The organism is Glaciibacter superstes DSM 21135 (genome assembly GCF_000421145.1).
Classification (GTDB): Bacteria; Actinomycetota; Actinomycetes; order Actinomycetales; family Microbacteriaceae; genus Cryobacterium; species Cryobacterium superstes.
In genome coordinates, this window is the sequence record NZ_ATWH01000005.1 from 199730 (window position 1) to 212115 (window position 12386).

Here is a 12386-nt window from a genome sequence, read left to right on the forward strand (position 1 = left end):
TCGGCACCCGTCCCGCACAGCTGTGTGGGATCGGGGAGCGTGTGGTGCTACACGAGCAGCTGATGCTTGGCGAGGTCGCGGTAGAGCGGCGTGGACTGCACGAGCTCGGAGTGGGTGCCGGTACCGATGACCTGCCCGTGGTCGAGCACCACGATCTGGTCGGAGTCGACGACCGTCGACAGGCGGTGTGCGATCACAATCAGGGTGCGGTCTTGGGCGACCGCGTCGATCGCCAGGCGCATCTTCTGCTCGTTCATTCCGTCGAGGCTCGAGGTCGACTCATCGAGCAGCAGGATCGGGGGAGCAGCGAGCAGCGCCCTGGCGATCGCCAGCCGCTGGCGCTCGCCGCCCGAGAGCATCACACCGTCTTCGCCGACCGCGGCACCGAGCCCTGCCGGGTCGCGCTCGAGCACTTCGGTCAGGTTGACGGCGTGCAGCACGGCGATGCAGTCCTCATCCGTCGCCTCTGGCGTCGACAGTGTGAGGTTGTCGCGAATGGTGCCGGCCAGCACAGGGGCGTCCTGCTCGACGTAGCCGATCTGCGAGCGCAAGGCGGTGCGATCCAGCGAACGGATGTCGAGGCCTCCCAACCGCACGACGCCTTCCGTCGGGTCGTAGAAGCGTTCGATGAGCGCCAGAATGGTGCTCTTACCCGCGCCAGATGGGCCGACCAGTGCCGTGCGGAGCCCGCGCGGCGCGGTGAACGACACTCCACGGAGTACCGGCTGTCGCGCGGTCGGCGCTGATGCGGCGGCGGCATCGGCATCGGTATCAATATCAGCACCGGCACCAGTGTCAGCATCGGTGGAGGTCGCGGCATCGACCGGGACTTCAGCGCCGACCGGAGTCGTGGCTGAAATGTCTGCGGCTACGTGCTTGCCGGCAGGACCTTCCGACGAGATCGGCGCAGCCGTGTAAGCGAACCGCACATCCTCGAATTCGATCGCCGCGGCATCCGGATTCACCGACGCGTTGGCAGCCCCGACCGTCATCGCCAGCGGTGCGATGTCGCGGTCGTGCTGGTCTTCGACGGGGAGGGCGATGATTTCCTCGATGCGACCGAGCGCGCCGAGTGCCGAGTTCACCGAGGTGAAGGCGCCGAAGGCCTGGCCGAGCGGCATGATCATCATGAACAGGAAGAGGATGAACGCGACCAGGTTGGCCACGGTGATGGCGCCGCTTGCGACGCGGAATCCACCGACTCCGAGCACGACCAGGAACGACACCTGCATCGCGATTCCGGCGATGGGCACCACGAGCGCAGAGATCTTGGCGACCTTGATCCCCATCCGCCAGGCGCCGATGGCGTCTTCTTCGACCGCGCGGATCTCCCGGTCCGTCGCGTTGGAGGCGCGGACCGTGCGCACGGCGCTGATGGCGCGCTCGACGCTGGCCGCGAGGTCGCCGACCTTGGTCTGCGCGGCGAGGCTCGCGACACGGATGCGCCGCGAGAGCAGGGTGACAGAGACCACCGACACGGCAATGACCAACACGGTGAGGCCGAGCAGAACCGGGTCGATGATGAGCATCGCGATCAGGGCGCCGATGAACGTGAGGGAGCCGCCGATCGCTTCGACGAGTCCCTGGGTGAGAACGGCACGCAGCAGGGTGGTGTCTGAGCCGACGCGGGAGACGAGGTCACCGGTGCGACGGGTGTCGAACTCGGAGATCGGGAGCCGCAACATCCGCCCGATAAGGCGCTTGCGGCTGGAGAGCACGACGCCTTCGCCGGTGCGCTGGAGGAGGTAGTGCTGGTATCCGCTGATCAGAGCGGAGATCACCACCAGCGCGATGAGTGCCCAGACCAGCATGCCGAGCGGGTCACCCTTCCCCACGATCTCGATGACCTGGCTGACCAGCAGCGGCTGGGCGAGGCTGGCCGCAGCACCGAGGATGCTGAGCACGGTGACGAAAGCGAGCACCTTCTTGTGTTCGAGCAGGTAGGGAAGGAGGTGGCTGAACTTCGCGCGCGGGCCGGTGTCCGTGGTCTCAGTTCCTCTTCGACGACCGCGAGATCGACCGGTGGAACCGCTGGCTGAGCGGTCGGCAGCACGGTCGGCCGAGCGTCGCGTACGGGTATCGGTGGATGTGCTCATCGTTCCTTCTTGCTCTCGCGGTGCTTCTCGTTCGGGGTGATTCCGATTCGCGCACCGTGCCCGATTCTAGGCAGTCAGAATGGGGCAGTGCTGTGGAGTGCGGCGCCGTGGAGCGTCATTTACGGCCGTATCGCTTGTGCACGGCCTGCCTGCCACTTCGCCCCGGCACCCGAAAATGCCGTGGGCACTCGCAATTGTGGGTGCCCAGCGCAATATCGAGTGCCGGGCGAGGCATCGCCGGCGTTCTGGCGGAGCGCGGACGAAGACGGATGCGCCACGAGGCCGCGAGCCACGGATCATGCGCGGCCGCCGCTCGCTAGGCTGGCCACATGGATATCGTCTTCAATGTTCTGCACGTGGTCGCCGCCGTCTTCATCATCGGACCGATGGCGATCCTGCCGATGACCGCGATGCGCGCTGTGCGCGCGGGTAACGGTGCCCAGGTCGCGACGCTCGCGAAATCGACCTACCTGTTCAGCTTGCTCTCGCTGGTCGTCGCGGTGCTCGGCTTCGGCGTCATGGGCATGGCTCCAGACGAGTACAACCTCTCGTTCACAACGCCGTGGATCCTCTGGTCGGTCATCCTCTACGTCGTCGCGCTGGGCCTCAGCCTCTTCCTTGTCGTGCCGACCATGCGCAAGGCCGCCGAGGCGTTGAAGGGCAACGGCGGACTCGCCTCGAAGGAGTCCGGCCGCTACCCGGCCATTGCCGCCGGTAGCGGCGTGGTCTCACTGCTGCTGCTCGCTGTCGTCGTGCTCATGGTCTGGAAGCCGTAGCGCCGGTCCAGCCGCATCCGGTCACACCGATGACTGTGACCTTTCCGGTCGAGAGTGCCCGGCGGAACGGGCACTCTCGACCGGAAAGGTACCTCTCAGCGTGAAAGTTCGACCAGCGGGGCTCGGTCGCGAGGTTCAGCCGCGCAGGCCGGCCAGCACGCGCGCGGTGACGAGGGCAGCGGATGCCGCCTCCTCACCCTTGTCTTCCTTCGAGCCAGGCAGCCCGGCCCGGTCGATGCCCTGCTGCTCGTCGTCGAGGGTGAGAACGCCGAACCCGACCGGCTTGCCGGTGTCCAGCGCAACGCGAGTGAGGCCATCCGTTGCCGCCGCAGACACGTACTCGAAGTGCGGAGTCCCGCCACGGATGATCACCCCGAGCGCCACCACGGCATCCGCCCCGTTCTCGAGCGCAACCTTGCTGGCGACCGGCAGCTCGAAGCTGCCGGGCACACGAACCAGTGACCAGGTGGCACCGGATGCCTCGAGCACCCGTTCTGCCCCGGCGATGAGGCCGTTGGAAATGACTTCATGCCAGTGACCGGCGATGATCACCACGTTCAGACCGGTGCCGTCGACGGTGAGTTCTGGGGATCCTGCTCCGCTCATTGCGTGCTTCCTTTCACGATGTCGTGCTGGTCGAACTGGTGGCCGAGTCGATCGCGCTTGACCGCCAGGTAGTCCTCATTGTGTGCGCCGACCCCGACAACGAGCGGCACCCGCTCGGTCACCGCGATTCCGCGTTCCTGCAGCTGACGCACCTTCTCCGGGTTGTTGGTGAGCAGGCGAATCGACGAGATCCCGAGATCCTCGAGAATCGCCGTTGCGGCGGCATAGTCGCGCGAGTCGACGGGCAGGCCGAGTGCGAGGTTCGCGTCGATCGTGTCGAGTCCGTCTTCCTGCAGTTTGTAGGCGCGCAGCTTGTTGACCAGCCCGATGCCGCGTCCCTCATGCCCGCGCAGGTAGACGACAACGCCGCCTTCGGCCTGGATGATGTCGAGCGCGGCGTCCAGTTGCGGGCCGCACTCGCACTTCAGCGAGCCGAACGCCTCGCCGGTCAGGCACTCGGAGTGGACCCTGACGAGGGCACCGTTTCCGGGGACGCCGGCGACCACCGCAACGTGATCGGCACCGGTCATCCGGTCGCGGTATGCGCGCATTTTGAACGGGCCGTGCGTGGTCGGCACGGTCGTCTCGACCTCGAAGTCCACGCGAGGCGACTCCCGAATCGCCTGGGCCCCCTCGAGCGCATCGTGTGGGCGCACCTGGTCGAGGTACTCGATCAGGTCGGCGATCGTGATCACGGCAACGCCCTCGCGCTCGCCGAGTTCGAGAAGCCCTGGCAGTCGCATCATCTCGCCGTCTTCGGCCACGATCTCGGCGATGCCGGCAACAGGGAAGAGCCCGGCCAGCTTCATCAGGTCGACCGCGGCCTCTGTGTGGCCGTCGCGCTCGCGCACGCCGCCATCCCGCGCGCGGAGCGGCAGCACATGGCCGGGCCGGTGCAGGCTGGCCGGGGTGGACTTCGGATCAGACAGCACCCGCAGCGTGTGCGAACGATCCGCCGCGCTGATACCGGTGCTCAGCCGGTCGGCCGCGTCGACGGTGATCGTGTAGTTGGTGCCGCGCGCGTCTTCGTTGTTCAGCACCATCACCGGCAGCTCGAGAGCATCGGCGATCTCGTTCGTCATCGGCGCGCAGATGAAACCCGACGAGTAGCGAACCGTCCAGGCGATCCATTCTTGGGTTGCGAGCTCGGCCGAGATGATGACGTCGCCCTCGTTCTCGCGCCCCTCGTCGTCTGCCACGATGACCGGTTTGCCGCGGCGTAGCTCTTCGAGTGCGGTGGGAATATCGGCGAGGCTCATGATGCGCTCCCTGCGGTGGTGGTTTCGGCGATGGAGGTGTCGGCGGTTGCCTGGAACCCGGTGGGTGCCGCGGCGACGGATGCCCCCGGCCGCGTCTGCGCGCCGGCCAGCGCCAGCATCCGTTCGACGTGTCTGGCCAGAATGTCGGTCTCGACGTTGACGACGTCGCCGACCTCGCGGCGTCCGAGCGTTGTCGCCGTCAGCGTCTCCGGAATCAGGGAGACCTCGAACCACTGCTCGGGTTCGCTCGGCGCGCTGATGTTGCTCACCGTGAGCGAGACGCCGTCGAGGGCGATGGAACCCTTGCCGGTGACCAGTGGCGCGAGCTCGGGGGAGAGGCTGAACCGAACGACTCGCCAGGCATCGCCTGGCGTGATTGCGAGAATGATGCTGGTGCCGTCGATGTGACCTTGCACGATGTGCCCGCCGAGGCGGTCGCCGACCAGGGCGGCGCGTTCAAGATTCACCGCGGTGCCGGCTTCGGCGCGGTCGAGTGTCGACATCGCGAGCGTTTGCGCCATGACGTCGGCTGTGAAGCCCTCATCGGTCTGGTCGACCACGGTGAGGCAGACACCGCTGACCGAGATCGAGTCGCCGTGTGCGGCATCCGTCACGGCCAGCGGGCCCCGGATCGTGAGCCGGGCTGCGTCTGCGGTGCGGTCGACGCGTTCGACGACGCCGAGCTCTTCGATGATTCCGGTGAACATGTCAGTTCCTTGTCTCTTTATTGAGGTCTGTGGTTCTGTGTGCGTCTCTGTCCGTCGGTGCGACGGCGGGGGAGGGAGTTGGATGGTTCTGCGTGGTTACCGGGCGGGCGACGATGAGCACGTCGTCGCCGAGGCGGTCGACGCTCGCGATGCCGAGCCGGCGTGCGTCGGCAATGCCGGCCACGCCGATGTCGCCGAGTGCCAGACGGTCGCCGCCGAGCAGGGTCGGCGCGAGGTAGACCAGGTACTCGTCGACCAGGCCCGCTGCGACGAATGCGCTGGCCAGGGTCGGCCCACCTTCGATGAAGGCGTGACGGATGCCGCGGTCGTGCAGGTCGTGGAGCACCGCAGCGAGGTCGGTGGTCTTCAGGAAGATCGGGGACTGCGGGTGTGAGCGGATGGCCGCGTCTGCGGGTATCGACCGGGTTCCGATGACGATGGGCCTGGGCTGTGCGCGAAGCAGTGAACCGTCTGCAGCCCTCGCCGTGAGCGACGGGTTGTCGGCGAGAACGGTGCCGGTCCCGACCAGGATTGCATCAGCATCCGCTCGTCTGCTGTGCACGTCTGCGCGTGCGGCCTCGCCGGTGATCCACTGGCTGGAGCCGTCGGCGGCAGCGGCGCGGCCGTCGAGGCTGGACGCCCACTTCAGTGTGACGAAGGGTCGGCCGAGGCGCGCGGCGGCGAGCCAGTCGGCGATGAGAGCAGTCGCTTCGTCGGCGAGCACGCCGGATTCGACGTCGATACCGGCCGCTCGGAGGCGCGCGGACCCGCCAGAGGAGGCGTGCCCGGGGTCTCCGACGGCATAGACGACGTGGGAGATGCCGGCCTGGATGAGTGCGAGAGCGCACGGGCCAGTGCGACCGGTGTGGTTGCAGGGTTCGAGGGTGACAACGGCGGTGGCGCCGACGGCGCCGCCTGCGGGGATCTTCGCGAGCGCGTCGACTTCGGCGTGCGGGGTGCCTGCCCCGCGGTGCCAGCCCTCGGCGATGGTCTGGCCGTCGCCGTTGAGGATGACGCATCCGACCCGAGGGTTGACACCCGTTGCCGGACCGTTGGCGGCGAGCGCGAGCGCGCGACGCATCGGGCGTTCGCTCAGCTGCTGGTCTGTCATGCCCGTTCCCGTTGTCTCTGACTGCGTCGTTTCGAACCGAATGGTTCTTGAGACGAGTTCCGGGGGTGGGCGTGCACAAACCCGTCGAGCGGCCGAAATGGCCATTCGACTCGTGCGCCTCCCATCCGGACTTTAACCGTCGGTGCTGGAATTTCACCAGCTCAACCACATCGCACTTTCGCACGACGCAGCTCGCGGACTTTCACCGCCGGTTCGGACTCTCACCGACCCCGGAGCACGTTTCTTCTCTTCAGTTATATCCCAACACCGGCGCTCGCGTGGTATTCCCGCTCGCGCACGGTGCATAACTCCTGCTATCGGCGCCAGGTCGCTCGGCGTGCCCGGTGTTCCAGAGAGGCGCGCGCGTGCTCCTGCGCATTCCGCAGGAGTTGTGCAGATCAGTCGGCGGAGAGCAGACCCCGCGCGGTGCCTTCGTCGAGGTAGAGGTCGGTGATCAGCTCTGCCGCGAGGGCGCCACGGAGGCTCTTGACCTTCGAGCTCCCCGACACCACGCAGATGCGGCGCGGGGTGCGGCGCAGCACGCTGAACTCCGGACCGGAACTCCGGTCATTCAGCGGAATGCCGTCGGCCTGCCCGTCTGCGCGAAAGAACACGGTGGCCACGTCGCCCACAACGCCGGATCGGCTGAGGGAGTCGTAGTCGGCCGGCTCGAGGTAGCCGCCGGCATAGACGTGGCTCGGCACCTCGGAGAAAGGAGAACCCAGTCCGAACAGGGCGACGTCCATCCGCCCTTGGATCTCGAGCAGCCGGCTGACGCTGCGCTCGCGCCAGAGTGCCTGCTTCGTGGCCGGATCGTCGAAGAACGCCGGCACCGGAAACTGCTGCACGTGGGCGCCGTACGCATCCCCGAACCGGCGCAGGATCTCGCTCGCATAGGCGATGCCGGTGGTGCGCATGTTGCCCGCGCCGTTCAGCTGGACGATCTGCGAGTTGTGCGTCTGCTTCGGGGTGACATACCGGCTGATCGCACTCATCGTCGAGCCCCAGGCGATGCCCATCGTCATGTTCGAATCGAAGTACTGCCCGAGAATTCGTGCAACGGAGAGGCCGACCCGCTCGAGCCGGTCGACGTCGCTGGCGCCGTCGGGAACCGGAACGACGTGCGCGCTGACCTGGAACCGGTTCTGGATCTCCTTCTCCAGGAGGCTCGGTGCATCGAGAGGTGAGCGAATCTGGATGTCGACCAGACCGCTTGCCCTGGCATGGCTGAGCAGTCGGGAGATCGACGAACGCGAGGTGTGCAGTTCCTGGGCGATCGCATCCATCGTCAGGTCCTGCATGTAATAGAGGTGCGCCGCGGTGAGGGCATCCCTCGTGCGCTCGGAATGGATCGGGTCATCGACGAGGGTCATCGCACTCCTTGCACGTTTGTTCATTTGGAATGGTATTTCGTGAATCCGTGTTGATATGTATTGAGTCATACGCGCGGGCTGATCGCAAGCCCGACGTCTGAATGTTCCGATTGGCAGTTTTTGATTGGCAGAGAGAAGTGTGAGTGCTCGTGACGTCCAACATGATCAAGTCAATGGCCATGACGACGGATGCCCTGCAGGAGCGTCCGAACGCGCAGGTGCTCATCATCGGCGCGGGAATCAATGGCATCGCCACGTTCCGCGACCTGGCCCTGCAGGGAGTCGACGTCGCCATCGTCGATCGCGGAGACTATGTCTCCGGCGCATCCGCTGCCTCGTCGCACATGATTCACGGCGGCATCCGTTACCTGGAGAACGGCGAGTTTCGCCTGGTCAAGGAGTCGGTGGCCGAGCGCAACGGGTTGCTGAAGATCGCGCCGCACTACGTCAAGCCGCTGAAGACAACCGTGCCGATCTTCTCGACCTTCTCCGGGGTGCTGAGCGCTCCGCTGCGCTTCCTCACCCACAAGCAGGGCAAGCCGCAGGAACGTGGGGCCCTGTTGATCAAACTCGGCCTGAGTCTCTACGACTCGTTCTCGCGCGACGGCGGAAGCGTGCCGCGGCACGAGTTCCGCGGGGCGAAGAAGTCGCTTGAGCAGTTGCCACGACTGAACCCTGACCTGAAGTACACGGCCACCTACTATGACGCGTCGATGCACGATCCCGAGCGGCTGGCGCTCGACGTTCTGCGTGACGGCCTCGATGCCGGCGAGCACGCCCGCAGTGCGAACTACGTCGAGGCGATCGGTATGGACGCCGACGGCGTGCGCTTGCGCGACACGGTGACCGGCGAGGAGTTCAGCTTCACCGCCGACGTCGTCGTCAACACCTCCGGCCCGTGGACCGATCTCACCAACGCGTCGCTCGGCGAGCCGAGCACGTTCATGGGCGGCACCAAGGGGTCGCACATCGTGCTCGACAGCCCAGAGCTGCTCGCCGCAACCGGCGGGCGTGAGATCTTCTTCGAGCACAGCGACGGACGCATCGTGCTGATCTACCCGCTCAAGGGCCGGGTGCTGGTGGGAACCACCGACCTCGAGCACGACATGACGCAGCCGATCCGCAGCACGGAGGAGGAAGTCGATTACTTCTTCGAACTGATCGCGCACGTTTTCCCAGAAGTTGTGGTAGATCGTTCCGCCATCGTCTACCGCTTCGCCGGAGTGCGGCCGCTGCCGAGGCACGACGACGAGGCTCCCGGCTTCGTATCGCGCGACTACCGCATCGAGGCGCGCCCGCTCGGAGCGCGGCCGGGCACGCTGCTCAGCCTCGTCGGCGGCAAGTGGACGACGTTCCGCGCACTCGGCGAGCACCTGAGCGGCGAGATCCTGACTCTGCTCGGGATGCCGCGGGTCGTCTCGACCGCCGGCCTTGCCATCGGTGGGGGGCGTGATTTTCCGGTGACGGATGCCGCGCACCGCGTCTGGCTTGCATCACACGGTGACGAGGTGGGCACGCAGCGTGCCGCACAGCTGCTCGCCCGGTATGGCACGCGTGCAACAGACGTGATCGAGTTCCTGGTGGAGGAGCCGGATGCCCCGCTCGCGAACAATCACGACTACACCCGGCGTGAGATCGAGTATCTCGCCGACACGGAAGCCGTTGTGCACCTGGTCGACGTGCTGCTGCGCCGCACGAGCATGGCATTCGTGGGTGGGCTGAGCGGTGCGCTTCTCGACGAGCTGGCCGATGTGGTGGCGCCGGTGCTCGGTTGGAGCGCCTCGCGCCGTGCTGCCGAGGTTGATGCCGCTATCGCAGAGCTCCGTGACGCCCACGGTGTCACCCTCGCCGCGGCATCCGTTCTGCCCGTGCCCTGACCGCTGCCGCCTCGCCACGTGCGACGTGAAGATTGCACGAACGTGCACCTGAAACTCCCCACTTCGACACCCTGACATCGGTACGGTTTCACAGGATCCGCTATTCATGGATCCGCGCTCGTCCCGACAAGAAAGGTCAATGTGGACAATCTCGGTGTTGTTTTCCTCTCGGAGGTCGTCGGCACGGCGATGCTCGTGCTCCTCGGCTGTGGTGTTGTCGCCAACGTCGCTCTCGCCAAGACCAAAGGTCTCGGCGGCGGGTTCCTGATGGTGAACATCGGCTGGGGCCTCGCGGTCTACGCCGGTGTGATCGTCTCGTATAGCTCGGGCGCCCACCTGAACCCCGCGGTGACCCTTGGGCTGGTCAGCTCGGGTGCCACGGAGTTCGGATCAGGTGTCGCAGTGAGCCTGCTCTCCGTGCTCGCGTATATCGCCGCGCAGATGATCGGTGCCATCCTCGGTGCGGTCGCGGTGTGGTTGGCATACAAGCAGCACTTCGATGCTGAGCCGGAGCCGGCGAACAAGCTGGGTGTGTTCTCGACCGGTCCGGCGATCCGCTCATACGGATGGAACCTGGTCACGGAGATCATCGGCACGTTCGTGCTGGTGTTCGTGGTGATCGCGTTCGGCGGCGGGCGTCAGGGTGATGGTGGCCTGGCCGCGCTTGGTGCGTTGCCGGTTGCCCTGTTGGTGATCGTGATCGGTACGTCGCTGGGTGGCCCGACCGGGTACGCGATCAACCCGGCTCGTGACCTCGGTCCGCGTATTGCGCACTTCATCCTGCCGATCAAGGGCAAGGGGTCATCGGACTGGTCGTATTCCTGGGTGCCGGTTGCCGGTCCCATCATCGGTGGTGTGATCGCCGGTTGGGCCTCGCTGGTGCTGCTGCCGATCCTCGGCTAGCCGCGCTGTGGCATCCGTTCTCAATTTCCCGTTTTTATAGAACAACTTCCCACACCACAAAGGAGTCAGTAATGGGCAACTACATTCTCGCGATTGATCAAGGAACGACCAGTAGCAGAGCGATCATCTTCGACAAGTCGGGGTCGATCATCTCGACCGGGCAGCTGGAGCACGAGCAGATCTTCCCGAAGGCCGGGTGGGTCGAGCATGACCCGAAGGAGATCTGGGACAACACGCGCGAGGTCATCGGGCAGGCGCTGTCGAAAGCGAACCTGACCCGTCACGACATTGAGGCGGTCGGCATCACCAACCAGCGGGAGACCGCTGTGGTGTGGGACAAGACCACCGGCAAGGCCGTGTACAACGCGATCGTGTGGCAGGACACCCGTACCCAGTCGATCGTTGATCGCCTGGCCGCCGATGGTGGAATCGAGCGGTTCAAACCGCAGGTCGGTCTGCCGTTGGCGACGTATTTCTCGGGGACGAAGATCGTCTGGATCCTGGAGAATGTCGAAGGTGCCAGGGAGAAGGCAGAGGCCGGGGACCTGCTGTTCGGCACCACGGATTCCTGGGTGCTCTGGAACCTGACCGGCGGAACGGACGGTGGGGTGCACGTCACCGATGTGACCAACGCCTCCCGCACCCTGTTCATGGACCTGGAGACGCTGCAGTGGGATGACGACATCCTCGCCGCGTTCGACGTGCCCCGCTCGATGCTGCCGGAGATCAAGTCTTCCTCAGAGGTCTACGGCACCGCCCACACCTCCAGCTTGCTGCGCGAGGTGCCGATCGCCGGCATTCTCGGTGACCAGCAGGCGGCCACCTTCGGCCAGGCGGCTTTCGACACCGGGGAGGCGAAGAACACCTACGGCACCGGCAACTTCCTGATCTTCAACACCGGTGAAGAGATCATCCACAGCAAGAACGGACTGCTGACGACCGTCGGCTACAAGCTGGGCGACGCTCCGGTTCACTACGCGCTTGAGGGGTCGATCGCGGTCACCGGTTCGCTGGTGCAGTGGCTGCGTGACAACCTCGGCCTCATCGGTTCCGCCGACGAGATCGAGGCGCTGGCCAAGACGGTCGACGACAACGGTGGCGCATACTTCGTGCCAGCGTTCTCCGGGCTATTCGCGCCGTACTGGCGGTCGGATGCCCGTGGCGCGCTGGTCGGACTGACCAGGTACGTGAACAAGGGTCACATCGCCCGTGCCGCGCTGGAGGCGATCGCCTTCCAGACCCGCGAGGTTATTGACGCTGTCAACGCCGATTCCGGCGTTCCGCTCACCGAGCTGAAAGTCGATGGCGGTGCGACGGCGAACAACCTGCTGCTGCAGTTCCAGGCCGACATCCTCGACGTACCGGTTGTTCGTCCCGTGGTTGCTGAGACGACGGCGCTGGGTGCCGCCTATGCCGCCGGCCTCGCGGTCGGCTTCTGGGATGGCCTCGACGACCTGCGCGCGAACTGGCAGGAAGACCAGCGCTGGGAGCCGTCGATGGACGCGTCCGAGCGCGACCGCCAGCTGCGCAACTGGAAGAAGGCCGTGACCAAGACCTTCGACTGGGTCGACGAAGACGTGAACTGACGTCGGGAACTGACGTCGGCAACTGACGCGAAGCGTCTGTTTCACCACCGAAGCCCGGTGGCCGCAATCGCGGTCGCCGGGCTTCGCCCGTT

At 65.9% G+C, this 12386-nt stretch carries 10 protein-coding genes and 1 riboswitch; of the genes, 4 read left to right on the top strand and 6 right to left on the bottom strand.

The genetic code is table 11. The annotated features are described in order from the left end of the window. Positions 1–47: 47 nt before the first annotated feature. Entirely contained in the window at positions 48–2096 is a 2049-nt protein-coding gene (locus K323_RS25085; RefSeq protein ID WP_022884862.1) for an ABC transporter ATP-binding protein, read from the bottom strand. Positions 2097–2425: 329 nt separating this feature from the next. Here K323_RS25085 and K323_RS0108530 point away from each other — a divergent pair, with 329 nt between their 5' ends. After that, positions 2426–2872, top strand: coding sequence for a DUF2269 family protein (locus K323_RS0108530; protein ID WP_022884863.1), 447 nt, complete (start codon positions 2426–2428; stop codon positions 2870–2872). 135 nt (positions 2873–3007) lie between these two features. Here K323_RS0108530 and ribH read toward each other — a convergent pair whose 3' ends face one another. The 5 genes from ribH to K323_RS0108560 all read right to left on the bottom strand — a co-directional run bounded on the left by ribH (position 3008) and on the right by K323_RS0108560 (position 7928). After that, on the bottom strand, positions 3008–3478 hold the full coding sequence (gene ribH, locus K323_RS0108535; RefSeq protein WP_022884864.1) for a 6,7-dimethyl-8-ribityllumazine synthase: 471 nt from the start codon (positions 3476–3478) through the stop codon (positions 3008–3010). Then, positions 3475–4737, bottom strand: a complete 1263-nt coding sequence (locus K323_RS0108540) for a bifunctional 3,4-dihydroxy-2-butanone-4-phosphate synthase/GTP cyclohydrolase II (protein WP_022884865.1) — start codon at positions 4735–4737, stop codon at positions 3475–3477. The genes ribH and K323_RS0108540 overlap by 4 nt, the downstream gene beginning before the upstream one ends. After that, positions 4734–5444 carry a riboflavin synthase gene (locus K323_RS25090; RefSeq protein WP_022884866.1) on the bottom strand — a complete coding sequence of 237 codons (711 nt, stop codon included), beginning with the start codon at positions 5442–5444 and terminating at the stop codon, positions 4734–4736. The genes K323_RS0108540 and K323_RS25090 overlap by 4 nt, the downstream gene beginning before the upstream one ends. A gap of 1 nt (position 5445) precedes the next feature. Then, the gene (gene ribD, locus K323_RS25095; protein WP_022884867.1) at positions 5446–6555 is read right to left on the bottom strand and encodes a bifunctional diaminohydroxyphosphoribosylaminopyrimidine deaminase/5-amino-6-(5-phosphoribosylamino)uracil reductase RibD; all 1110 of its coding nucleotides are present in this window, start codon (positions 6553–6555) and stop codon (positions 5446–5448) included. Positions 6556–6664: 109 nt separating this feature from the next. After that, positions 6665–6797: riboswitch (FMN riboswitch) on the bottom strand. A gap of 156 nt (positions 6798–6953) precedes the next feature. After that, positions 6954–7928 (bottom strand): sugar-binding transcriptional regulator, encoded by a 975-nt coding sequence (locus K323_RS0108560; protein WP_022884868.1) that lies wholly within the window; start codon positions 7926–7928, stop codon positions 6954–6956. Between the two features lie 161 nt (positions 7929–8089). Between K323_RS0108560 and K323_RS0108565 the strand changes: the two genes are divergently transcribed. The 3 genes from K323_RS0108565 to glpK all read left to right on the top strand — a co-directional run bounded on the left by K323_RS0108565 (position 8090) and on the right by glpK (position 12294). Beyond that, positions 8090–9805: a glycerol-3-phosphate dehydrogenase/oxidase gene (locus K323_RS0108565; protein ID WP_157509398.1), complete on the top strand. Its 1716-nt coding sequence runs from the start codon at positions 8090–8092 to the stop codon at positions 9803–9805. A gap of 141 nt (positions 9806–9946) precedes the next feature. Beyond that, complete coding sequence (locus K323_RS0108570) at positions 9947–10708, top strand: MIP/aquaporin family protein (protein ID WP_022884870.1); 762 nt, start codon at positions 9947–9949, stop codon at positions 10706–10708. Between the two features lie 71 nt (positions 10709–10779). Beyond that, on the top strand, positions 10780–12294 hold the full coding sequence (gene glpK, locus K323_RS0108575; RefSeq protein ID WP_022884871.1) for a glycerol kinase GlpK: 1515 nt from the start codon (positions 10780–10782) through the stop codon (positions 12292–12294). Positions 12295–12386 lie beyond the last annotated feature (92 nt).